Annotated in this window: 22 protein-coding genes and 2 pseudogenes; 7 read left to right on the top strand and 17 right to left on the bottom strand. The window is 44.2% G+C overall.

The genetic code is table 11. From position 1 onward, the window contains the following. Window positions 1–479: 479 nt before the first annotated feature. The 10 genes and pseudogenes from RIB93_RS09775 to RIB93_RS09730 all read right to left on the bottom strand — a co-directional run bounded on the left by RIB93_RS09775 (window position 480) and on the right by RIB93_RS09730 (window position 9166). A complete protein-coding gene (locus RIB93_RS09775; protein WP_446372609.1) occupies window positions 480–2204 on the bottom strand; it encodes an iron uptake porin in 1725 nt (574 codons plus the stop codon). A 93-nt stretch (window positions 2205–2297) separates the two neighbouring features. After that, window positions 2298–2795, bottom strand: a complete 498-nt coding sequence (locus RIB93_RS09770) for a transcriptional repressor (RefSeq protein ID WP_446372608.1) — start codon at window positions 2793–2795, stop codon at window positions 2298–2300. 188 nt (window positions 2796–2983) lie between these two features. Next, window positions 2984–3799 (bottom strand): hypothetical protein, encoded by an 816-nt coding sequence (locus tag RIB93_RS09765; protein WP_446372607.1) that lies wholly within the window; start codon window positions 3797–3799, stop codon window positions 2984–2986. Window positions 3800–4247: 448 nt separating this feature from the next. Further along, window positions 4248–4724, bottom strand: coding sequence for a hypothetical protein (locus RIB93_RS09760; RefSeq protein WP_446372606.1), 477 nt, complete (start codon window positions 4722–4724; stop codon window positions 4248–4250). A 26-nt stretch (window positions 4725–4750) separates the two neighbouring features. After that, the gene (locus tag RIB93_RS09755) at window positions 4751–5188 is read right to left on the bottom strand and encodes an amidase domain-containing protein (RefSeq protein ID WP_446372605.1); all 438 of its coding nucleotides are present in this window, start codon (window positions 5186–5188) and stop codon (window positions 4751–4753) included. Further along, a complete protein-coding gene (locus tag RIB93_RS09750; protein WP_446372634.1) occupies window positions 5118–5591 on the bottom strand; it encodes a hypothetical protein in 474 nt (157 codons plus the stop codon). The genes RIB93_RS09755 and RIB93_RS09750 overlap by 71 nt, the downstream gene beginning before the upstream one ends. Before the next feature lie 276 nt (window positions 5592–5867). After that, window positions 5868–5954, bottom strand: a pseudogene (locus tag RIB93_RS09745) (multicopper oxidase domain-containing protein); the annotation flags it as partial. Window positions 5955–6573: 619 nt separating this feature from the next. Continuing rightward, the gene (locus tag RIB93_RS09740) at window positions 6574–7314 is read right to left on the bottom strand and encodes an FHA domain-containing protein (protein ID WP_446372604.1); all 741 of its coding nucleotides are present in this window, start codon (window positions 7312–7314) and stop codon (window positions 6574–6576) included. Window positions 7315–7475: 161 nt separating this feature from the next. Next, complete coding sequence (locus RIB93_RS09735) at window positions 7476–8072, bottom strand: hypothetical protein (RefSeq protein WP_446372603.1); 597 nt, start codon at window positions 8070–8072, stop codon at window positions 7476–7478. A 494-nt stretch (window positions 8073–8566) separates the two neighbouring features. Further along, window positions 8567–9166 carry a class II aldolase/adducin family protein gene (locus tag RIB93_RS09730; RefSeq protein WP_446372602.1) on the bottom strand — a complete coding sequence of 200 codons (600 nt, stop codon included), beginning with the start codon at window positions 9164–9166 and terminating at the stop codon, window positions 8567–8569. Window positions 9167–9353: 187 nt separating this feature from the next. Between RIB93_RS09730 and hemC the strand changes: the two genes are divergently transcribed. Further along, complete coding sequence (gene hemC / locus RIB93_RS09725; protein WP_446372601.1) at window positions 9354–10319, top strand: hydroxymethylbilane synthase; 966 nt, start codon at window positions 9354–9356, stop codon at window positions 10317–10319. A gap of 379 nt (window positions 10320–10698) precedes the next feature. Here hemC and RIB93_RS09720 read toward each other — a convergent pair whose 3' ends face one another. The 3 genes from RIB93_RS09720 to RIB93_RS09710 are packed head-to-tail and all read right to left on the bottom strand — an operon-like array spanning window position 10699 to window position 14306. After that, complete coding sequence (locus RIB93_RS09720; protein WP_446372600.1) at window positions 10699–11301, bottom strand: PAP/fibrillin family protein; 603 nt, start codon at window positions 11299–11301, stop codon at window positions 10699–10701. 5 nt (window positions 11302–11306) lie between these two features. After that, entirely contained in the window at window positions 11307–13160 is a 1854-nt protein-coding gene (locus tag RIB93_RS09715) for a hypothetical protein (RefSeq protein WP_446372599.1), read from the bottom strand. A 3-nt stretch (window positions 13161–13163) separates the two neighbouring features. Further along, the gene (locus RIB93_RS09710; protein ID WP_446372598.1) at window positions 13164–14306 is read right to left on the bottom strand and encodes an McrB family protein; all 1143 of its coding nucleotides are present in this window, start codon (window positions 14304–14306) and stop codon (window positions 13164–13166) included. 214 nt (window positions 14307–14520) lie between these two features. Between RIB93_RS09710 and rsmI the strand changes: the two genes are divergently transcribed. Further along, a complete protein-coding gene (rsmI, locus tag RIB93_RS09705) occupies window positions 14521–15348 on the top strand; it encodes a 16S rRNA (cytidine(1402)-2'-O)-methyltransferase (RefSeq protein ID WP_446372597.1) in 828 nt (275 codons plus the stop codon). 492 nt (window positions 15349–15840) lie between these two features. Continuing rightward, window positions 15841–17013 (top strand): RNA-guided endonuclease InsQ/TnpB family protein, encoded by a 1173-nt coding sequence (locus tag RIB93_RS09700; protein WP_446372596.1) that lies wholly within the window; start codon window positions 15841–15843, stop codon window positions 17011–17013. Here the strand turns inward: RIB93_RS09700 and RIB93_RS09695 are convergent. Beyond that, window positions 16927–17256 (bottom strand): DUF5615 family PIN-like protein, encoded by a 330-nt coding sequence (locus RIB93_RS09695; protein WP_446372595.1) that lies wholly within the window; start codon window positions 17254–17256, stop codon window positions 16927–16929. The two genes, RIB93_RS09700 and RIB93_RS09695, sit on opposite strands and share 87 nt — an antisense overlap. Then, window positions 17249–17575 (bottom strand): DUF433 domain-containing protein, encoded by a 327-nt coding sequence (locus RIB93_RS09690; protein ID WP_446372594.1) that lies wholly within the window; start codon window positions 17573–17575, stop codon window positions 17249–17251. The genes RIB93_RS09695 and RIB93_RS09690 overlap by 8 nt, the downstream gene beginning before the upstream one ends. 70 nt (window positions 17576–17645) lie before the next feature. Here RIB93_RS09690 and RIB93_RS09685 point away from each other — a divergent pair. After that, window positions 17646–17726, top strand: a pseudogene (locus RIB93_RS09685) (hypothetical protein); the annotation flags it as partial. A gap of 328 nt (window positions 17727–18054) precedes the next feature. Here the strand turns inward: RIB93_RS09685 and RIB93_RS09680 are convergent. Next, window positions 18055–19956: an Rqc2 family fibronectin-binding protein gene (locus RIB93_RS09680; protein WP_446372593.1), complete on the bottom strand. Its 1902-nt coding sequence runs from the start codon at window positions 19954–19956 to the stop codon at window positions 18055–18057. Between the two features lie 245 nt (window positions 19957–20201). Between RIB93_RS09680 and remA the strand changes: the two genes are divergently transcribed. Continuing rightward, complete coding sequence (gene remA, locus RIB93_RS09675; protein ID WP_446372592.1) at window positions 20202–20468, top strand: extracellular matrix/biofilm regulator RemA; 267 nt, start codon at window positions 20202–20204, stop codon at window positions 20466–20468. Between the two features lie 15 nt (window positions 20469–20483). Continuing rightward, the gene (gmk, locus tag RIB93_RS09670; RefSeq protein ID WP_446372591.1) at window positions 20484–21035 is read left to right on the top strand and encodes a guanylate kinase; all 552 of its coding nucleotides are present in this window, start codon (window positions 20484–20486) and stop codon (window positions 21033–21035) included. Between the two features lie 170 nt (window positions 21036–21205). On the opposite strand, the gene RIB93_RS09665 is transcribed toward gmk, so the two are convergent. Further along, window positions 21206–21346: a hypothetical protein gene (locus tag RIB93_RS09665; protein ID WP_446372590.1), complete on the bottom strand. Its 141-nt coding sequence runs from the start codon at window positions 21344–21346 to the stop codon at window positions 21206–21208. Here RIB93_RS09665 and RIB93_RS09660 point away from each other — a divergent pair. After that, complete coding sequence (locus tag RIB93_RS09660) at window positions 21335–22321, top strand: GGDEF domain-containing protein (protein ID WP_446372589.1); 987 nt, start codon at window positions 21335–21337, stop codon at window positions 22319–22321. The two genes, RIB93_RS09665 and RIB93_RS09660, sit on opposite strands and share 12 nt — an antisense overlap. The last annotated feature ends 147 nt before the right edge of the window (window positions 22322–22468 follow it).

The raw sequence follows: 22468 nt of genomic DNA, 5'->3' as shown, positions 1-22468 counted from the left end.
TAGAATAAATCTATTTAAATTAAATGGGTGAAATATATCTTCCTCTTTATCAATAATTTAAATTTTTAAATCAATAGAAATACTTATTTACATGAAATTTTCATGAAGAAAAAAAAGGTATATGATGGCAGTTTTCTTGTTCAAGTGTTATAATGTGTTAGTTATTAAAAAAATCTAGATAAAATGTTACTGATTATTGAGATACCTCTCAGTAATAGGCAGGCATTTTAGTATTGATTCCAGCTTCAGCCATTTTCCATAAGATAAACTTATGAATTTAGCTCGATTGAGTCAAGCGGTTATTTTTACATAGGCTTTATAAAGGCGGACACAGCAAGAGGAGGGGATTGAAATCGCTGCTACACAAACCTAGTCCGCCTGCGCGGACTAGGTTTTAACGGGGGTAGCGTTCCCCGGATTTGGTATTAGGTGTCACACCAATACAATTTGGCTTAACCTTGAATGGTGCAAGATATAGGTTAAAAGCTAAAGGTGGTGCGGATAGCCCCGATTACAATGTCCTCATTATCACTATCGTGATCAGGTGCCGTGAGCCAGATGATTCCCGGTGTAATGGCAATGTTATCGGTTAGCTGATACTGATAAAATGCCTCAATGTGCAGCGACGTATCATCATCCTCGGTACTGAATCCTGGAATATTAACGCTAGAATCCGTAACTTTCGGTTCCATCCCCACCAAAATTCCAGCGACACTTCCCTCTTTGCCTAAATCTGGGAAGGCTAAGCTAACCGCCCAATTCCAAATATCCAAGTCACCGCGATCAATTTGTCCATTCAGCGTTGATAGGGTTGTGGTTTGGGTATAGCCCACCCAACCGCCCAGGGCGAAGCGATCGCTTAACCGCCATGATAGCTCTACACCATAAGAATTGCTAGACGTGGGGACAGCATTACCGATCAAGTCTTCGGTAAAACTACGAAAATTGGAGCGTCGGCTGCCAGTATCGGTGTCTCGATTGTAGGCATGGATATAGGTTAATCCAATATCCAGTTTATCACTGGGCTTAAACAAAATCTGGGCAAGCGCCCCATAAGGACCATTGAATATGCCAGTATCCTCACCGGGATCAGCCGCCTCACTCGCTAAATAGCCGGCACTGAGTTCTAGCTTGTCACCGAATGCATGATTGATCCCGATACCTGCACCATCCAGATAATAATAGATAGAATGCCTTGTGCCAAAGCGAGACAACGCCCCACTCCCCCCGTCACCATCCAGGAAGGGATTAACCGTGCTGGCAAAGTCATCGGATGCACCCGCATTAGCATCAAGGACAACACGGGTATTTTCACCCACGGGGAAATCATAGAGTAACGCATCAACGACGACATCACTATCCGTTGCACCAGCAAAGAAAAGATCGCCTTCAGCTGTAATTGTCTGTTCGGTTAGAGAAGCTAACCCTTCAGCTTGTAGTCGAGTTCTGAGTACATCTTCCCCGGTGAAACTGGTATTTAATTCCAGGCGGGTGCGATGACCAAAAATGGTTACATTATCGATATCATCTCCATTGGCATCCTCTCCCGCAGCCACACCCGCCAAACCAAAGATGACTTCACCGGATAGTTTGGTGGTTGTGGAAAACTGATTATCCTCTAAGAAGGCGACTCGTCCCTCTAAATTATCTACCCGCGCTCCGAGGGTGGCTAGTTCGGCTTCAAATTCCTGGATTAACCGTTGCAGGGTTTCTAAGTCACCTTCGTCAACACCGTCAGTCCCCGCAATTAAGCGTTCGATTTGCTGCAAACAGGCATTTAACCCAGCGGCAAATTCATAACGAGTCATCGCACGGTTTCCTCGGTAGGTGCCATCGGGATATCCCGCAATACAACCATAGCGTTCAACCAGCGATCGCAAGGCTTCATACGCCCAGTCTCCAGGCGATACATCCCGTAACTGAGAGACATTGGTCACTTGATCTAAAGCGTTCGTCTCGTTGCTGTAGTGGTTAATTTGTTCCCAGATCTCATCGCTGGAACCGCCGCTACTATCAGGAATTTGGGCGATTTGGCTGATGGGATCAGAAGTTTCGTTGTCTGGGTTGGCTGGAATCGCTAGGGGGGCTGGTGTTTGAGGCGAATCCACTTCTGTTGCGATCGCACTCACTCCCACGCCAAGTATTGCCGCCACAATTGTCGGGCTAGCTATCCCATAGTTCCACAGTAGACTGGATTGTTTCATGTCCTCACACCTATAACGTAATAGTTGGGAATTGATTTTCCCTTGACTGCATCAAAAGAATGATTGTCATTATCGAAAGGAAGTTATATTCCGTCAATCCCCGTACCGGGGACATGACCAGTTTCTGGGCAACAAAAGGGGCCACCCTTGCCGTACCGCCTCCAAGCAGACCGCATGAAGGGTTAGCTGGCAGTCAAGCAGTTCAACGTTTTCATCCCTGGCTTGTTGTTGACTAATCTTTAAAATTGACGAATCTTTGAACTCAATCGTTTGGTGACACTGGAGACAGACAAGATGATGATGGTGTTTTAAACCCGAATAATTTAACTCATAATGCTTATGTCCTTCTGCTAGTTCCAGTTCTCGCAGCACACCGATGCGAACCATTAACTTAACGGTTCTGTAGACGGTGGACAGGCTGATATTTTTTCCTTGCTCCTCTAACCAATCATGCAATTCTTCGACACTAAGATGCTCACCTGGGGGGAGTTCTTGAAACAGTTGCAGAATTATCTCTCTTTGAGGAGTCATCCGCAAATTTTTGCGGTTGAGGGCTAATTTGAGTGAGTTTGCCGTTAAGACTTCACGCATTCGTCATTCGTCATTCGTTATTTGTCATTTGTCATTTGTCATACTCGCTTCCTTGAGAAGCAAGCTACGTCTTATGTCAGGGCTGGAGAGCTATTTCCCCTAACTTAATATCGTTAGATTTATATCCAAACCCTGGATAGACCGTAGGGTGGGCTTTGCCCACCATCCTTGAGTCCGTGACATTCTACTTAAGACGGGGACGAGGAGATGGTTTGACTGGTTTGTTGAATGGTTTGAGTTAGGGTTGATACCTCCTCTGGTGTCATAACTGGCGTTGCTGGAGGAGTCGCACTGGGTAAGGCGTTTTGGAGTTCATTCAGGCTTGATTCTAGGGTTTGACCCTGATCAGGATAGTCTTGACTCACCTGATCCCCAATACTTTGATACAGGGTGTTGGCATAGAGGATAAATCCCCGTGCATCTTGGTATTCAATTGTCTCCACAATTTTGCCATTCGCGATCGCGGCATTGTACTCTTCCTCGGCGGTACTGAGCATTCGGTTAATGACACTGAGGATAAAGTCGGGAGACTGACGCTCAGAAACGGGTAACGCCTCAATTGCCTGATCAATCTCTTGCATCGCTGTTTTATATTCTGTGGTTATCTCCGGCGCATTTGGTTTAGATTTAACAAAATCATGCAATGTATTCAGCGTTGGTTTGAAGTCTTTGACATTGCGTTCGGGTAACTGATTTTCTACGTCAGCATAGAGTTCTTCAATCGGGTGACCAATATGCGGTTCGGCTTGGTCAGGTTTTCCTTGGTCAAGGAGTTCCTTTGCCACCAATAGATGCCCTTTCATTAAGCCTAAAGCGGTCATGTAGTCAACATCCTGCTGCTGATCTGCGGCGGTGGATGGCGGCGCTGTGGTTTGGCTAGTCGTCGCTGGCGAACCATTAACCTCTGGCGTTGAGGGATTGGGTGTTTGCGGATTGCCACAGCTAGTCAGGGCAATCAGAGTCGCTGCTGCACCCGTGAGGGATAAAAAACGAACCGATGACATTGTTAAGAATTTTTAGCAATAACTGGGTGAATGATTCTTAGTCTACAGCTATTGATAGTCTTTTGCAATAAACAAGAAAAAAATAACGTTCGATCAGGAGGGAATCACCTTAAACCTACCCATACAGCCATTTTCCGCGATCGCATCTTGGTGAGGATGGAACATATACAGGACTTACGCAGCTACACCACATATCGTGGTAAAGGTGCGTTACGCTACGCTCTCCCCACCCTACACATAGAGGCTTTGCGTAAGTCCTAATATACTCACCAGGGTAGGGATAGGAAAATTCCAGGATATGCCGTCATCAAAACAATAAACATCATTCATCTGATGTTCTAATGCTCCTGGCTACTGCTATAGATAATAAGCAGAAAAAACTAATGATCAAAACCGTGGTTTTCTGCACAAATATCGCCACCGATTTGGGTAGCGAAAGCCTTAATAGTCATTTAGGTAGAGTATCTTGCGGTTCCGCTGGAGAAACATCAGGATTAGGAACCTGACCATCTCCTAGTAAAAGATACCAGTTAGCTTTTTTTGACAGTAGTGTACCTGCGCCTCGATAGACAATTGTTACTTCATCTTCAAAATTTTCTAGTCCTTGGTCATTACTGACGTAACGTCCTTTTATGTTGGCTATCAAAAAAACGGGTTTCACCTCGTTGTAGACAACGCTATATTCCTCTATTTCGTGACCCCCGAACTGAGCAATCTTGTCCTCTACAGCTTGTTCAGCTACATATTCTTTTGGAATCAGTTGAAGTATTACATTTTCTTTCTGTTGTTCTAAGCCCAGAATGTATTGCTCAACTACTCGCTCAGGAGTATCAGCACCACGAACACTGCCGAAATTACATCCTCCCAAAACAGCACAGAGAGAGAATCCTAAAAATAGGATTGCATTCGCAGAGTTTTTGATCAAAGTCTTTTTTCTACTACATAACACCTTCAATTATAACTAGACAGCAAGCTCCAAGCGTAAAATTTTGCGTTACTTGGAACAGCATTATAAAACTGGTAGAAACTTTTGTCTAGCGTATTGTTAGTATGGTAAGCGACATAAATAGTGCCGTCGTTGGATTTCTTAGAGACTAGCATTGTATGATCCATACCATTGTTGTCCTGAGGATCGAAATCGACGCTTATCACGTCCCCAGGAACTAGATCTGCTACTCTTCCTATGGTTCTAGCTCTTGGACGATTATGAATAAAGTTAAAAAAGTAATTGGCATTAATCCACGTCCAGCTTTGACCGGGTTGAACAAAGGAAAAGTCGTACCACCAGTTTGTATCACTTCTATACCACCCCTGTTCGCTAGGCCATCCTCCTGCTTTTAGAGCTTGAGAAACAAATGTTAGTGCAGTCTCCTCCTTGGATGCCTGCATTTTCAAAATTACGGTAATCCCTATTAGGAGTCAAAGCGTAGTAGTAAATGTACTGAATAATAGCTTGACGATTTAACGATGCTTGCGCTAGTAAAACGGGAGAGTTGTTGAATTCATCACCAGAGCTGCTATAGTCCAGCATCTTCGAGCTGCTAGCCTGAACTGATGAGTTCAGTACTGAAGGCAAACTAGATTGGTCAGATGTTGGAGGTGCTAACGGATCAGATGGAGCCACATCAGGAGCTACCGGAAGGGGAGCTATAACTTCTTCAGAAGAACCTCGTGTAGATCCAGGAGCATCTATGATCTCATCTGAGACCAATTCCCACTGGTTGTTTTGCAGATTAAATGTAAAACGGTGCTTAACTATCTCTTCACTCTGCTCAGGTGAACCTTCAGCCATAATAGATAAATCATAAAAAAGAGATGTGTACTCTACTGCATCTAAGACAGCTCTGATACTATAGCAATCCTAAATAGGTTTTAACAACTGGAGTTTAGACTAAGCGCATCTTGATATTCAATCGTCTCGGCGATTTTGCCATTCGCGGCATCCGTGATCGACAAAAAACGAACCGATGACAGGGTTAAACACTTTTGCGATAACGGCGTCTAAGTGAACCGTTCTTAGCTTATACCTATTGATACTTTATAGCAATAAAATAAAAACAACGATCACTCACAAGGGAATCACCTTAAACATACCCATACAGCCATTTTCCGCGATCGCATCTTGGTGAGGATGGAACATATACTCACCGGGGTAGGGGTTAAAATGATCCGTTTTTGTCTCTGGAAGCTCAGGAATGCGTACTCTAGAGGTGGAACGTCGTATCCAGGTTTGTCCTGCGATCGCGGTACTCGTCACTCCAGCGCCGATTAATCCCCACTTCAGTATCTGGCGGCGAGTCCATGGTTTCATGTTTGATCCTAGATGTGGATTTTTCATTAGCGACGACTCATAACAATCATTAATTGATAATAATTCTTTTCTAGTAACTTAATCAAGGGAGTGTGTTTACTGTACTAAGTGGGTGGACACGATTAAAGTTAATGGTTGAGATGAGGGAACAGGGAACACCTCGGCTTACCTCGACTCCGCTCGGTAACACGCTCGGTGTGTAACAGGGAACAGGGAACAGTAAGGGTTTGAGGGTGACTTACTTGCATTTGATACAGTACCGTTTTCTTTTGTCCGACTACTTATTCTTTTTTCTAATGCCAAAGTAATCACTTCAGCTTCTCCTCTATCAAAGCTAGGGAATAGTAAAGAAAGTTGCTCCTTATGGGGGAATAGTTTGAATAGTGTTCCAAGTCTCTTGTTTTAAGCTGTCATTCATTTAAATTGGGTGTGGGTAGCGAGAAGGTATGTTACACGACAATGTTTACGTTTTGACAAGTCGCTTGAGCGCTAATAAATTCAATGTTTTAATCTTGCCAAAGACAAAAAACTGATAACCACAGAATAAACTTAAAATTGATAAAGCAACTAACCCGACAACCTTCGTTAGCACAAAAAGCTGATGGGTCATTATCGCGATTGCCACGCCAGCCGCAATCAAAACCCAACCTAAATGACGTTTGCTTCCACCGTAATTTACAGTTAGCACTCCCAGAATCTCGACAATAACAAAAGGCAGAGCGAAGTGTGAGAACCAAAGACTGGAACCAAGAAATGCTAATCCGGCTAGAATTAACCCTGTACCCGTTAACTTGGTAACAAAGGTTTCTTGTTCGCTAAGATTTTCCGAATTAGGGATCGCAGCAAGATTGCTGGCGTCTTCAAAGATAAATGTGACTAAGCTATCTTTCCCTAATTCTATTTTGTCGCCCGGATTGAGAAGGTGTCGATTGGCGGGGGCGAGGCGTATACCATTTAAGTATGTACCATTGGAACTGCCAACGTCTTCGATAAAATAGTGGTCTCCCTCAAGGGAAATAGTGGCATGGTTTCGAGATACAATGTAGGAATTGGGAAAAGTGGACACATCAATCTCCGGTTGTATGCTGCCCTCAGCCTTACCAATATGAATCACCGAACGGTTGGGCGGTAACTCCAGCGGGGTGTTGGTTTGAACGTGGAAGAGTTTTGCCTGTTGTCCCGGTTGTATTTGTGTATTTTTCATAACGTTTGTGTGGAGATAGGTTCCTGAAAGACGGAGAAGACGATGGGAACGTGCTGCCGGATTTCCCAATAAAACAAATTAGATCTGATACTTATTATGCTCGATCAATTGGAAATTGAATCGGTTTATTCGCAAGTCGATTGTTAAGATATTCTAATTTATTATGCCAGTCCAACCTCAGGGGCGCAGGTATGAGACGTGGTTTGCAGAACAACTCCTTCAATGACTAACGGTTCACTTACCATCCCCGTAATGGGTAATGTGTAATACAGAATAATCATCAACGGTAGCATCATTCCCACAACGACTCCCATCAGCAGGCGCAACCGTTGGCGAGAACGTTGTCCGGATAACTCAATTGATACAACTAGCCCTAAGGTTAAGCATCCCAACGCCAGGATAATGGGCTTATGATAAGCACCGAGATATAAGCGAACAATTAAGGGTAGAATGCGGTAAACCTTGAACTGTACGCCGAGAATAATCAACGTTGTAATTGTCGCGATCGCGAGAAACATGCGATTAATCTTGCGGCGGTAATTCTTTGGGTTGTTAGAGAGAGTGATTTGGGCGGCTAAACGATTTCCCAGAATTGCACCGCTACTGAGAGGAATCAGGCAAAACAGGGTAATAAACAGGATGAGATAGTGCGATCGCATTGCCCAAAGGGTTAGGGAAACCCCTAGGATATAAGCAGCGAGGAGAACTTTAGGCAATGGGACGGATGGTTTAAGCGGAAGTTTGAATAGACTGTTCATCGTTGTTTCCAAGAACAGCAGCTTTGATAGTTTGAATCCCAGAATGTTTAAGCATTTCAACCGTGGGACATCTTGCCCACTCTCCGTTTCATTGGTCAATAATAATGCAAGATTTGAGTGGGTTCCCTATAGGAATCCGCTATACCTCGTGAAGGCGATATACCCAGCTTTTGGGGAATATGAAATAGGATAGCTATAGGGCGCGATCGCACTCACCAAAGAAAGCTGCTGTATGGGATAGTGGGGAGGGCGGGTTTTGTTTTTCATTTATCGGTGACTATCTAATTGAATCCCTAAACCCGCCCCTACAATTATGGCTAAACCCGCCCCTACAATTATGGCTAAACCCGCCCCTACAATTATGGCTAAACCCGCCCCTACAATTATGGCTAAACCCGCCCCTACAATTGACCCTTCACTGTGTTCGAGGGTATGCTGATTAATTATTGATCATTAATTAAGACTGAACTGATGAATTTTCCATTGTAGTCCGACTACTTATTGTAGTAATGCAAAAGCAGACTACCCGCTTCGTCTAAGGTTTTGCCAAAAGTAATGATTCCTTCTTCATGTCCCGCCATTACCAGAATTCTTTTTGCCATCAGATTCTCTTGGTCAAATAATCGGAGAATTTCTCGTGCCATTTCTGGGGTGCCGTAGGGACAGTCTTGGGCTGTGGTGGGGACTTGGTTGATTAACTGCTGCCACAGGGAGAGATTATGAACGTGAATAATTGCGTTAATTGTCGGATTTGCTGCATAGAGAGTGGCATGAGTTAACGATTCCGATGAGGCTGGGATGGGTCCTGTGCAGGTTAAAGAATTCTGGTCTAAATCAAAATCGGTGACAATAGTATAGTGATGTTCTGTTAATCGGGAAAGACTGCCTGTTTTTGTGCCAGAGATGATAAACTCACCAGAGGGGGTATAACGAATACTGAGATTACCAAAACCAATCCCATTTTCATACATGCCGATTAGGTTCAATTGATAGAGCTTATCGCGCCATTGATTAATTTCTGCAATCTTTTTAGATGGGAGTGGTTTTGTCTCAATCCAATGGCATTGATACTTAACGTAACCTTCATCGATCATAGTCTTTCATTCCTATCGTTAATCGTTATTGGTAATGACGAGGGAACAGGGAACGGGGAACAGGGAACGGGGAATGGGGAACGGGGAACAGGGAAGAGGGAAGAGTGACAAAGGACAAAAAACGAATGACCAAACTGCGGTAGTCTAGAGTAGGTGACTCTTTATATTTGTTTGACGCGATCGCTCTATGTCCTCCACTGTTACCAGTCCTGCTCGCACGATTCGTATCGGTTCCCGCAAAAGCCAATTGGCTTTGGTGCAAACCTATTGGGTACAGGAACAACTACAAAAACACTACCCGGATCGGGACTTTGAAGTCCAGACCATGAGTACCCACGGGGATAAAATCTTGGATGTGGCACTCTCCAAGATTGGTGATAAGGGACTCTTTACCAAGGAATTGGAAGTAGGGATGCTGAATCAGGAGATTGATTTAGCTGTGCATTCCCTCAAGGATTTGCCCACCGCGTTACCAGAAGGATTAGTCTTGGGGTGTGTCACGGAACGCGAAAACCCCGCCGACGCCTTGGTACTTCACGCTAAGCACCAAGGTAAGCAACTCGATACCCTTCCCGAAGGTGCGGTAATTGGCACCTCATCCCTGCGGCGTTTGGCACAATTGCGCTACCATTTCCCCCATTTCACGTTTAAAGATATTCGCGGAAACCTGAATACCCGACTCGGGAAACTGGATGCTGGAGAATTTGACGCTTTGATTTTAGCCGCCGCTGGGTTAAAACGATTGGGTATGAGCGATCGCATCCACCAAGTTATACCCTCGGAGATTTCCCTCCATGCCGTGGGACAAGGGGCGTTGGGCATAGAATGTCGGGGGGATGATCCAGAAATCTTGGATGTACTCAAAGCTATTGAACATTCCCCAACCGCACAACGGTGTTATGCAGAAAGGGCATTTTTACGAGAACTCGAAGGCGGTTGTCAAGTCCCCATTGGCGTAAATACAGAGATCAAGGGAAATAGCCTGATTCTCAAGGGTATGGTTGCCCGTTTAGATGGGACAACCTTAATTAAAGATACCGTGACCGGGGAGGCGACTGAGGCGGAAGCATTAGGGGTTGAACTGGCTCAACTATTACGTCAGCAAGGGGCGCAAGAGATATTAGACGAAATCTTCGCTCAAATTCAGCGGTAAGGTAGGGGCGCACAGACGTGCATTGGTGTCAAGTTAAGACTTTGTATGACTAGCGCCCAAAGTTTAGATCCCCCTAAATCCCCCTTCAAAAGGGGGACTTTGATTAATTTCTGAGCTTTGGTTGATTCTTTAGGGGCTGTTGATGCCCTACGATTCATTCAGCATTTTAGTCCTGGTCAAGGCAACTACACAAGGGCTCGCCATCAATGGCTAGACAAAAAATCATTGTCCGAGGTTTTTGCGGAAATGAAACAGCGCCGAGAAGATCACCTCACACAATATGAGGAAATAATTGAATAGATTCAATTTAGACGTCGGTTAGTTAATTTCCTCTATGTCGCGCTCTCCCCTTTCTGACTATAAATGTTAAGGTTGTGTATCAGAGGCGATCGCGACGACGAAAGACAAACAGATTACCTGTTGCACCTCGTCCTACCCGGATTTCTGAATCGAGGTAGGAGGTTGTCCATAAAGCCTGATTGCGGAAGAATTCCCAGACTGGGATTTTCAATTCAGGAAGGCTCCAGTTTTCCAGATTAAAGGGTTTGGTTGCTTGCAGAGAAAATGCATTGAAGGTAACATTGGCAGTGCGATCGGGAGTGTCCCACATCCAAACGCCATCAGCTTGTAACCGCCATTCTCCTAGCAGAGGTAAGTCCAGAAATGCGCCGTTAGAGGCAACGATTTTCTGGGTATCACCTGCAACTAACGTTTGCCACACCCGTTTGATTGTTAGGGTTCCCCCCAAATCTGGAATTGATGCCAGTTGGCGGGTAACAACGGTTCCTCTTGAGGCGTAGATCAATTCCCAGTTACCGAGTAGAGAGGGGAGAGAGTCGGGGTGGAGTGGGTTGGGAATAGGATTGAGGTTTTCTAGCTGGTCTACAATTTCATTAATTGGCTCTCCATTTGCGGGAAAGAGGGCTTGCTGTAGCCCTAACGCTTCTATTCGTTCCAGGAGTTGTGTTTTTGTTGATGACATTGCGGCTAATCTAAGTAGCTATTAGCAATAGCGCCAAAATTGATATTTTTTAAACTAATATATCCATCTAGGTACTCTGGCTCAACTTCCTTGATGATCTCAGAATCATTTTGGTAGGAAGGTATCCAGAACTCACTCTTAATCTCTAAATCTTTAAAACCATCATTGCCCCCAATAAATTGCTGCAATAGATATTCATAGACAAATTGTTTCCTGATACTTTTTTCTTTAAGATCGCGACGATTCTTAATATCAATATCACGACAGTATGCTAGGGATAAGTATTTTATGTCAATCACTTTCAAAGAGCATACTGTGCCGCAAAAACTTGTAAATTCATCAATTATTTTTTGTAGTCTTAAAATTATTGTTCCACGTCTAAACAAAGAGTTATTAAATACATTGTCTTCATCAAGACAAAACTCATCCAAGTCTTCATTAAGACCAAACTCATCCAACAAAAATTTTTCAAATTGATTGGGAGTAAAGATGGCTTTGTTTAAAGCCACGTAAAAAATGTGATTTAGCCTAAACATCATATCTAGCAACTTAGAATCTAACCGTTTAAGATCTATTTCCCAAAAAGAATAAAAATTGCTAGGCAATTGAAAATTAATAATGAGTTGATTGTTTTGAGTGTTATAAACTTTTTCTAACTCTTCAAAAGTATGGTTATATGGAGGTTGACCTTCATAGGCTATTTTCAAACCAACCTCAGAATCATCAGGTAACGCACAATTTAATTTAGTTTTATAGGTTAAATCATCCCATCTTTTTTTTGTTAATTTTAAGCAATAAGTATTTTTTTCTTCATGCCTAAATTCGTTGAAACCAGTAGAAAATATAACCGCATCTGGTACTAATCGCCTACCATTAAGACTAAAGACATTAGCTAGATCCAATATCTTGGTATTACTATTAGCTAATGACACTACATTAGTATAGAGGAATCTGGTATCTAAGTGCAAGATATATTCTGGTGATACTGTCTTTGCCAAGTACGTCAGGCACATCGACTCCCAAACACTATAAAAGTTCTTTATTCCCCAAATTTCTCCTTCATCAGCTTGGGATATCTCCCCATGCAAAAATAACTCAATTGCATCATAAAAATACCAGTAATCTGTATCTTTAAGGGCAGTGTTTCTATCAATTAATTCCAGTGCATCTTTAAGACGATCAACCGTTTGACTGCTATACTCATCATGAAATAAGCCAGACTCAGCATCAATATACTTGTGCTTAAACCGTTCGGCTAAAGCAGTAACTTCTCCGCTAATTTCTTCATGCAACTGCTGCTTAACTTCTACCAGGATATAGCAGTACATACCAACGATATCAGTGGACTGGTAATGTATCATCTGCCGGGGTAATGTCATAGCATCAATATATGCTGCGCCGTTATCCAGATACACCGCACGGTGTAGAAATGAATGCAGTTTGCTGTAGTCTATTTTCTCCGATTTTCCCAACCTATCAGCCAAAGACAATATTTTAAGCTCATCATAAGCGTTTAGAATAGAACCAATCAGATCTAACTTCGAGTAAAAAATATTTTCTTCTATCTCAACATCAGGTAAACTGATTCGCTGAATACTTCCCAGATTTCTGATTACACCATCCCTATCCTGAGTTTTGATATCAGCTTTAAGATAATCTTTCTGGAGGCAAATTTCTTTGAAATGATTCAATATCCTATAAAACTGAAAAAACAAGTCTCGCTTGCTGTCGTAAGTAGTAAACAAGCTTGGATCAAATCCTTTAGGCAAAGAGAAGATTATCTGGAATTTTCGTCTTTCTATACCTACAAACGAATAGGCTTCATTAACCTCTAATTGCAATTCTTGAAAATCTATCATTATTCAAAACTCAGTTTCATACTCTAAAGCAGGCATACTATCATGCATATATTTTATCAACTCTTCTGCATGCATAACGAAATCGGCATAAGTAGTTAAGTTTATGTTATTCAATGATTCTGTGAAAAGTTGTACTAAAGGTCTTTTGTCTCTGGCAAATACACTATCCCACAAATAGAACATGACTTTATCTTTTACTTGATCCAGCGAAACTTTTCCATCATGAGGCTTAATAAACCACCAACCCATTTGTTTATCTTCTACTCTTCTAATACTTTGATGATGGGATTTGATAAACTCATTGATGCCTACAATACATCGATACCACTTTAGATGCTCACCATTATCTAGTTCCAAGGTTGCTTGTGATATTATATCTGGTACGTTTTTATTTTTTATGTCAGCCTGACTAGGAGCATCTACATACTCCCAATCCCAACGTCTCTTCAAAGCACTGTCTAGATAGTAAATTGACTCATCGGAGGTGTTAATAGTAGCAATAATGGATAAATTTGGAGGAATGCTTATTTTTTTATTCTCTAGGTTTTTTAGCATTCTTACTCCATTTATATAATACTCATAATAATCATAATAATAATATTTATCTACTTCATTTTTCCATTCGCGGAAAAATATTTTTAACTTTATATCCTCTACCTGTATCACTCCATCACCAGTAATATTAGCTTTATAGTCCATGGCATTAAACAAACCTACCATTTCTAACTCAGATATATCCACTTCGTAAGTTGACCAGCCATCATTTTCTCTATCTAATAACTGAAATATTGATCCAAAAATAGCAGCAGCATTTCCTCGATTCAATTCATCAATCACTAATAGATATTTTTCTTCGGGATTTTTAATTAACCCTCGATATGCTTTACCCAATGCCTGTAGGAAATGTCCAGGATAATACTTGTAAACTACAGAATTGCCATAAGTGTACGGTAATAGCTTACCCACAAAATCAGAATAAGTGTATTCAGGGTGAAATACAGTTTTAACTGTATTCTTTAGAATTTTGGTATCTTCATCAAATTCTATACCTAGTTGCTCCTGGGCAATCTCGCGCACCTGATAACTTTTACCCGTACCGGGACTGCCAAAAAGAATTTTTTGGATTGGTTTGACTGAATTTCCCATAATCTCCAAATAAGGTTCTGAAAAAATAAATTAGCCGTCTGTCTAATCTTTCCCTAGAACCAAAACCGCCGCTACGCTACTCCATAAAATGCTTCGCCAGTATCGGCAGAGCCGCGATAGCCCACCTTTGGTAACTTCGACTCAAGATGTCTTTGTCGATTCTAGCCCAAAAAAAAGCTAGAGTAACAAGGTCAGCAGGTATCAAATTAGAGAAATGGGGACACTGTATGTTGTCGGGACGCCAATTGGCAACCTAGAAGATATGACCTTCCGGGCGGTACGCATCTTACAAACCGTCGATATTATCGCCGCCGAAGATACCCGCCACACGGGAAAACTGTTGCAGCATTTTCAAATTAAAACTAACCAAATCAGTTACCATCAGCACAATCGCCAGCAGCGTTTACCTGAATTGCTAAATCAGTTAACCACAGGAAAAACCATCGCACTGGTGACCGATGCGGGAATGCCGAGTATCTCTGACCCTGGTTATGAACTTGTCCAGGGGGCAATAGAAGCCGGAATCTCAGTTATCCCCATCCCCGGTGCTACGGCGGGAATCACTGCCCTCAGCGCCTCTGGACTCCCTACAGATCGATTTGTGTTTGAAGGCTTTTTACCTGCCAGTGGACAAGAACGTCAACAACGGTTAGAGGTGTTAGCGGCTGAATCGAGAACGTTAATTTTTTACGAATCGCCCTACCGCCTCCAGCAAACCCTGGAAGATTTCGCCAACATCTTTAGTCCGTCTCGTCAAATCGTCCTGGCGCGGGAATTGACTAAGTTACACGAACAATTCTGGCGAGGCACCATTGAAGAGGCGATCGCATATTACACTGACCACGAACCCAAAGGTGAATTTACCCTAATCCTGGCTGGCGCACCTGCTGAAACCCCCGTCCTCTCGGAAGTCGCCCTCAAAGCCGAACTCAGCCAACTGATTAACCAAGGACTCTCGCGATCGCAAGCCGCCCGTCAATTATCTCACCTTACCAATCTGCCGCGACGCCACCTTTATCAAATGGCACTCTCGTTACCTTAGTACACGAACACTTACCTGGTATAGTCCTGGATCACAAACACTTGACGGCTCGATTTAGGCTGGTTCTGCTTTTTGACACGAATTAGGCGATCACGAAACGTTCCCACAGGGTTTTTGGTTCGTTCTTCTTGCAAGTAAGTATGTAGAGTTTGTGCCTGTCCAACATAATCTCGATCCGTTTTGCAGATAATGATGCCATTGTGAGGGTGAATAACTATAACCTAATCTCTACTCACCTCTCAGCAAATCTACTCACTTTGTTCAGATATCAGTTCACTTACAAACTGCCTCATCCGTTCCTGCCAATTGGGAACGGATTTTAATTTATCCTTCTGTCCTTCATACCCTTTAAAGCAAATAGGAGTCTTGTCTAAGGGCTTATCTAATATTTTTTTAGCCCCCAGTTTGTGATTTTTCTGAAATGGCATTGTCAATATCAGTATGTATTGGTATACTAATATAATAACACCAAAAACAAGCCTGAAGCGAATTATGCTACTAGGGTTTAAGACAGAGTTAAGGTTAAACAACTTGCAGCGAACGGCACTAGCCAAACACGCTGGAGTTGCCCGACACGCTTGGAATTGGGGACTGGGACTGACCAGACAGATACTTGACCACAATCGGGATAATCCAGAGGATAAAATTAAATTCCCCACTGGGATTGACCTGCACAAGTGGTTGGTAGCCCTGGTTAAACCTATCTGCCCTTGGTACTATGAGGTGAGTAAATGCGCTCCCCAGTATGCGCTAAGGCAGTTAGCCCAAGCCTGGAAGGATGCGTTTAAGAAAAACAAGAAACCGCCTCGGTTTAAGCGTAAAGGAAAGCATGACAGCTTCACTCTAGATGGGTCAATTCAACTCGATCACTTCAAGATTAGAGTTCCGGTCATTGGTTGGTTGAGGACTTATGAGCGGCTACCTGTTCGATTTCAGCCCAAGTCCGTGACCATATCCAGGACGGCTGATCGATGGTTTATTAGCTTTAAGATGGACTTTGAGCCAGTCAATCGCCCGAAGCCTTATCCTGTAGTGGGTGTTGACTTGGGGATCAAAGCATTGGCTGTGTTGTCTACCGGGATTGTGATAGAAGGGGCGAAAAGCTACCGGAAGTATGAGAAAAAACTCTCTCGTTTGCAGTGGTTGAATCGTCATAAACAGATTGGTTCCTCTAACTGGAAAAAAGCCCAAGTCAAGATAGCCCGTTTGCACCGCAAGATAGCCAACATCCGCAAAGATACACTGCACTTCCTCACCTCCTATTTAGCCCAAAACCACAGCAGGATAGGGGTAGAGAACCTGAATGTGTCCGGGATGATGGCTAATCACAAGCTAGCCAAAGCCGTCGCTGATATGGGTTTTTTTGAGTTTAAACGCCAGTTGGAGTACAAGTGTCAACTGTACGGATCAACCTTGGTTGAGGTAGATCGATGGTATCCATCAACCAAAACCTGCTCAAGATGCCACACCGTCAAAGACGAAATGCCTCTATCTGAGCGGGTTTTCCGGTGTGACAACTGCGGATTTGAATGCGACAGAGACTTGAATGCATCGCTCAAGAAGCGAGCAAGCCGCCAGTTAGGTGGTGTTAGCCTGTGGACTGGAAAGAGTGCCGTCACTGCCAGAGTGAAGCAGGAAGTAAGCCTCAAGGTTAGGTCTGACTAAGGTTGACCAGCTTTGAGTAGGTCTTATGTAACGGATGCCGCTACGGTGTAATTCAATAAAGTCATCACGGTTTAAGGTAATAACAGCTCGCTCTTGTTGGATGGCAAAGGTGAGAACATCTTCATCAGGGATACCTTGATTAGCTTGTCCTGCGTCGTAGGAGGTGAGGACATCGTAACCCAGTTTGCGGAGTTCTCTGACGATATCCATGGGAAAGTTCTCGTTAGAGTAAAACTTAAGCATCCCCATCCTGATCAATAGCAGCAATAGCGCGATCGCATTCGTCTGGGTGTTGTTCGTAGTATCCCCAAGCAGCAATCAGGTCTTTTTTAGTAAGTGTAGGATAATTTCGCAAAAGCTCCTCGTCATCTGCCCCCTGCTTGCGGAAAGCTACCAATGTCCATAGGGGGATGCGCGTGTTGCGAATCCGAGGTTGTCCACCACATACGCCTGCTGTAACCTGAATTCGCTTGCTGCTGAGTTGCTCAAGCAGCAAGGTGCGTTCCTCTGGGGTGAGGGACTCAATAATTTGCACCAGTGAATTGATCAGTTGCGTGTTCATCAACTTTAACTCAGGTTTTCTGACAACCTTTACACTAAAAGCTAACTAAAGATTCTCGCGATCGCAAGCCGCCCGTCAATTATCTCACCTTACCAATCTGCCGCGACGCCACCTTTATCAAATGGCACTATCGTTAACCGAGATCCCGTAGGGGCGGGTTTAGGGATTCAATGAACAGACACACTTTAAACCAGACAACGAAACCCGCCCTCTTCTTGGCGCTGAATTAAGGCGGGTGGGTTTCGACTTCGCAAGAGCCCACCCTACGGTATACCTGACGAATGACGAAGGACGAAGGACGAAGGACATAAGACAAATAACTGAAAAAGACCATCAACTTGACAGATGGTCTTTTTTGTGCTACAGATGTCGTTGTCGTTCTTGGAGGAAATCTGCTGCCCGTTCCCAAGCGCACAGCTTAAGATTTCTTCATGTTTTTATCGTAACAGAGAATACGGTTTTTATCAAACTTTACATTTTTATCCAGAAATATCTGCCGTCTGATAGAGTTCAGCCTGTTGAGGACGCCCCCATAAGATCTGTTCTCGCTTGTAAATCGCCATTCCGGGTTTAGCACCCTTGGGCTTATAGACATGCTTCGGCTCAGTATACACCACAGGCACCACATCACTCTGACGAGCTCGACTATAATGGGCAGCCAAGTCAGCCGCAAACTGGAGATCCGCCTCATCCGCCACCGCCCCCGGATCTAAGCGTAATAAAACATGACTCCCAGCAATCTCTTGGGTATGAAACCATAGGTCATAATCCCCAGCCGTGCGAAACGTGAGTTGGTCATTTTGGCGATTGTTACGACCAATTAACAATTCAAACCCACTGGGCGTGCGATAGCGATAGGGTTCCGAGGTTTCTGTGCCATCCTGACTGCGCTGAGATCGAACATCCAAATACCCTTGCCCAATCAACTCCTCGCGGATTTCCTGTAACGCCTGCAAATCTTCCGGCGTGGTGTAGCGATCAATCTGAATTAAGGATGCCTCAACCTGTTCCAAATACTCAACTTCCGCTTGCACCTCTTGCAGTAACGGCGCAACCGCCAGACGCGCCCGTTTCAGCTTTTGATGACGTTTATAGAGGGCTTGAGCGTTTTGCACGGCATTTTTGTCGGGATCGAGGGAAATCGTCAACGGTTGATTGGTTTCAAAATCCAGAACCGTTATCTGGTTCATTCCCGGTTGCCAATCTTGCAGATGCGCCATCAATAAGTCAGCCTGTTGACGATACTCATCCGCTTGTTCCGATTGCTGTAACCGTTGTTCAAAGCCTAACGCCTTGGAGCGCGATCGCACTAAAAAATTGTTGACTTTCTGAGTCAGTTGGTTATGCAGTCGGCTAAACTCTTGTCGATTCAGTTGATCCGTATAGTAATGATGTAATAAAACCTGGACATTTGGCGCAGGCTTAACCACACCCCAACCCAGCACATTATATCCATCCTCAGTCCAACCCGGTTGTAAACGGTTAACTTCCTTGTCTCCCCCAGCTTCCTCAGCTTCCCCAGCTTCCCCAGCTCCCTCTGCTCCCTCTGCTTCCCCATCTTCCCCAACCAGGGTGGGTTTAGTTAAGTGATCAGTTTTCTCCAAGACGTTATCTGTAAAACCCGCCCCTACAACTTGACCCCAATTCTCCAACGCCCACAGCCATTCTTGCCAGCGCTGAAATAACCGTTGCCAATCTTCTGTCTCTAAAGTTTCCGTGGATTGGTTGGGATCTAAATCAGCCGTTTGGATCATAGAACGCACCAAAGCTGGACTTAATCCCCGATAACTTTTAAGTAACTGCCGTTTTAACGCTCCGGGAACTAAGCTAACTCGTTCTTGCCAACGCTCCTGGGACTCACTTAAACTGGGTAAATCCCCCAACAATGCTGGCGGATGTTCGTAAGGCTGACCGGTTTGAATCGGACGGACACTCGATTGCTGAGAACTAACCTGATGGGCGGCGGTGACGATGATATTTTTAGCATCTGTAAGGATAACGTTACTATATTTACCCATAATTTCTACATACAGATGCCAGAGAATCGGATCTCCGGGGCGTCGGGCAAATTGCAAGTCTAACACCCTCTCCCAAGGAGCAATGAACTGAATCCCGACTAGCGCCAACCCATTTAACTGATGTCGCAGTTGATCACTAAACGTAAACGTATCTGGTAGGCGAGGCGGCGGATCAGCTAAGCAAATTCGGGCGGCTTGGGGATGCCAAGCCAGCGTCAGCCATCCTCTACCCTGAAGTGTTCGTAAGCATAGAGCAATAGTATAGCGATCGCGCTGATAAACCTTTTCCAGTCGTCCTGGTATCCAACCCGCTTGTAACTCTGCACAAGCGGCTGTCAAGGTCGTAAAGTCAACCTGTTGCATGTCTTCGTGATGGGGTGTAACGGTGTCTCGTATAAATTGGTATCCGTTGTCGTCTGACTATCTACTCAATAGCCGATGACAAGTAAGCCGCATTTATGGCAAGCAAATCTACTCTTTTTTTAGCGTCAACCCGAAAATTCAGGTTTTCTGTGTGATTTAACCTTGTAAGCCTAAATTTTTGTAGATAACATTGAAATCAAATCCCTCGTAATCGCTCCTCAAGCGGCTTTTGCCGTTATTTTTTCATGGACATTCAACTGATCAATATCGGTTTTGGTAACATTGTTTCGGCAAACCGTGTCGTGGCAATCGTTTCTCCAGAGTCTGCCCCTATTAAGCGTATCATTACAGATGCTCGCGATCGCGGACAACTGATTGATGCAACGTATGGGCGGCGCACGAGAGCTGTGATCATTACCGATTCTAGCCATGTCATTTTATCAGCAATTCAGCCAGAAACGGTTGCTCATCGCTTTGTCATTGGCAAAGAGGGAGTAACCAGTACCAATTAACTCGACAAGAAACCGATGATCAAACCAGGCAGACTTATTGTAGTGACCGGACCAAGTGGTGTCGGGAAAGGAACTCTAGTCCGTTTACTCTTGACTAGACATCCGCAACTGTACCTATCGATTTCAACCACTACCCGTCAACCCCGCCCTCATGAAGTGGAGGGACAACATTATTATTTTGTCAGTCAGGATACGTTTAAGCAGATGGTCAGCGCCAATGAGTTATTGGAATGGGCAGAGTATGCGGGAAATTGTTATGGTACACCCCGCAAACCCGTAGACCAGCATATTCAACGGAGTGAGTCTGTCCTGCTAGAAATTGAACTAGAGGGAGCTAGGCAAATACAACAAACCTTTCCCACCGCATTGCGTATCTTTATTCTACCCCCCAATATCGCCGAACTCGAACAGCGTCTTCGGGGGCGGGGTCAGGATAGTGAGGAGGCGATCACACGACGCCTAGAACGAGCCAAAGCTGAAATCGAGGCGGCGGATGAGTTCGATCTGCAAATTGTCAATGACAACCTAGAAGAGGCACTATCGAAGCTAGAAGCAGCTATTTTTTGAGGGGCGGAGTAAATGGGAAGGTGAGGGAGATGGGGAACACCTCGACTTACTTCGGCTTCGCTCAGTAACACGCTCGGTGTGTTAGATGGGGAAGATAGGGAAGATGTTGTAGGGGCGGGTTTCACTACTATCTTTTCGGTTACATCCAGATGTAACTAAACCCGCCCCGACTAAATGACCAATGACCAATGACCAATGACCAATGACCAATGACGAATGACAAATAACAATGCCAGTATAGAAGAACCAATATCAGGGGCATCACGATAATCTCTCACCGTTGAAAACCGCAGGTAAGCATGCAAACTCAATTAAATACCCCTGTACTCGAACAATTGATTGATTCACTTCAATCCAGTTATTCGGTGGAAGAGGCATGTAAAACCATTGAACCCTTAGTCCAACACCTTTTTCCCGATGAAATTGGGGCGATTTTTGTCATGAACTCCTCAAAAAACTTACTGGAGGCGATCGCGACTTGGGGTTCTGTCCCGTTGACGAGCGATTCGGTCTTTTCGCCCCACGAATGCCTAGCATTACGACGCGGACAGGCTAATTTGGTAGATGACACCCAGTATTGTTTAAACTGCCAGCATATTCGCGCTAATTCTCCCGCCGTGGAAACTTTTTGTGTTCCCATGATTGCCCATGGAGAAACCGTGGGTTTGTTGTCTGTCAGTTCACTCCAACGGGGGCGAATTGCCCAAACTCGACAATTAGCGGAGAAAGTGGCGAAGCATATTGGCTTGGCATTAGCTAACTTAAAACTGCGAGAAACGCTGAAAACCCAGACGTTTCGAGATCCGCTGACGAAACTGTATAACCGACGTTACCTGGAAGAATGCTTTGAACGAGAAATCCGCAAGTCTCACCGTCAACCCAAGCCTATCGGGGTAATCTTATTGGAAATCGATGAGATGGAACAGTTAAACCAGCGATTTGGCAAATCTGTAGCTGATTTGCTGTTGCGCGAGATTGGGTTGTTATTACCCAGCCAAGTTCGGGCGTCTGATATTGCCTGTCGTTATGGTGGTCAACAATTTCTCCTACTTTTACCAGAAGCCGCGTTAGCCGTCACCCAACGACGCGCCGAACAACTGCGACAGAGTATTCAGCAACTTCGTTTAGACTATCGGGGTCAATCCCTGGGTTCTCTGACCATTTCTGTGGGGATAGCCAGTTTTGCAGAACATGGTAAGACGGCAAAAGAAGTGCTACAAGCGGCTCAGATAGCCCTGAATTTAGCAATTACTGGAGGGCGCGATCGCATTGTCACAGCATCCTGATTACCTTGCTCAATTCAAAATTTATATTGTAGGGGCGGGTTTAGCCACTTATAAAACTCGGTTAATCATAACCTATCAACAAAACCCGCCCTTATTCACCGTCTCTACATTGCTCCCAGACGTAGCATGCTACGTCTCTACATGGCG

This window comes from Coleofasciculus sp. D1-CHI-01, from assembly GCF_040218875.1.
In the GTDB taxonomy this organism is placed as follows: Bacteria; Cyanobacteriota; Cyanobacteriia; order Cyanobacteriales; family Coleofasciculaceae; genus Coleofasciculus.
Note: the sequence above shows the minus strand (reverse complement) of the source record. Positions and strands in the feature narration are given on the sequence as shown.

Coding starts and splice junctions, on each gene's coding strand:
- RIB93_RS09755 (WP_446372605.1), bottom strand. CDS start 5,188: ATGCAGGCATCCAAGGAGGAGACTGCACTAACATTTGTTTCTCAAGCT.
- remA (WP_446372592.1), top strand. CDS start 20,202: ATGGACATTCAACTGATCAATATCGGTTTTGGTAACATTGTTTCGGCA.
- RIB93_RS09750 (WP_446372634.1), bottom strand. CDS start 5,591: ATGGCTGAAGGTTCACCTGAGCAGAGTGAAGAGATAGTTAAGCACCGT.
- rsmI (WP_446372597.1), top strand. CDS start 14,521: ATGGGGACACTGTATGTTGTCGGGACGCCAATTGGCAACCTAGAAGAT.
- RIB93_RS09740 (WP_446372604.1), bottom strand. CDS start 7,314: ATGAAAAATACACAAATACAACCGGGACAACAGGCAAAACTCTTCCAC.
- RIB93_RS09775 (WP_446372609.1), bottom strand. CDS start 2,204: ATGAAACAATCCAGTCTACTGTGGAACTATGGGATAGCTAGCCCGACA.
- gmk (WP_446372591.1), top strand. CDS start 20,484: ATGATCAAACCAGGCAGACTTATTGTAGTGACCGGACCAAGTGGTGTC.
- RIB93_RS09690 (WP_446372594.1), bottom strand. CDS start 17,575: ATGAACACGCAACTGATCAATTCACTGGTGCAAATTATTGAGTCCCTC.
- RIB93_RS09770 (WP_446372608.1), bottom strand. CDS start 2,795: ATGCGTGAAGTCTTAACGGCAAACTCACTCAAATTAGCCCTCAACCGC.
- hemC (WP_446372601.1), top strand. CDS start 9,354: ATGTCCTCCACTGTTACCAGTCCTGCTCGCACGATTCGTATCGGTTCC.
- RIB93_RS09695 (WP_446372595.1), bottom strand. CDS start 17,256: ATGCTTAAGTTTTACTCTAACGAGAACTTTCCCATGGATATCGTCAGA.
- RIB93_RS09765 (WP_446372607.1), bottom strand. CDS start 3,799: ATGTCATCGGTTCGTTTTTTATCCCTCACGGGTGCAGCAGCGACTCTG.
- RIB93_RS09735 (WP_446372603.1), bottom strand. CDS start 8,072: ATGAACAGTCTATTCAAACTTCCGCTTAAACCATCCGTCCCATTGCCT.
- RIB93_RS09720 (WP_446372600.1), bottom strand. CDS start 11,301: ATGTCATCAACAAAAACACAACTCCTGGAACGAATAGAAGCGTTAGGG.
- RIB93_RS09710 (WP_446372598.1), bottom strand. CDS start 14,306: ATGGGAAATTCAGTCAAACCAATCCAAAAAATTCTTTTTGGCAGTCCC.
- RIB93_RS09680 (WP_446372593.1), bottom strand. CDS start 19,956: ATGCAACAGGTTGACTTTACGACCTTGACAGCCGCTTGTGCAGAGTTA.
- RIB93_RS09715 (WP_446372599.1), bottom strand. CDS start 13,160: ATGATAGATTTTCAAGAATTGCAATTAGAGGTTAATGAAGCCTATTCG.
- RIB93_RS09660 (WP_446372589.1), top strand. CDS start 21,335: ATGCAAACTCAATTAAATACCCCTGTACTCGAACAATTGATTGATTCA.
- RIB93_RS09730 (WP_446372602.1), bottom strand. CDS start 9,166: ATGATCGATGAAGGTTACGTTAAGTATCAATGCCATTGGATTGAGACA.
- RIB93_RS09700 (WP_446372596.1), top strand. CDS start 15,841: ATGCTACTAGGGTTTAAGACAGAGTTAAGGTTAAACAACTTGCAGCGA.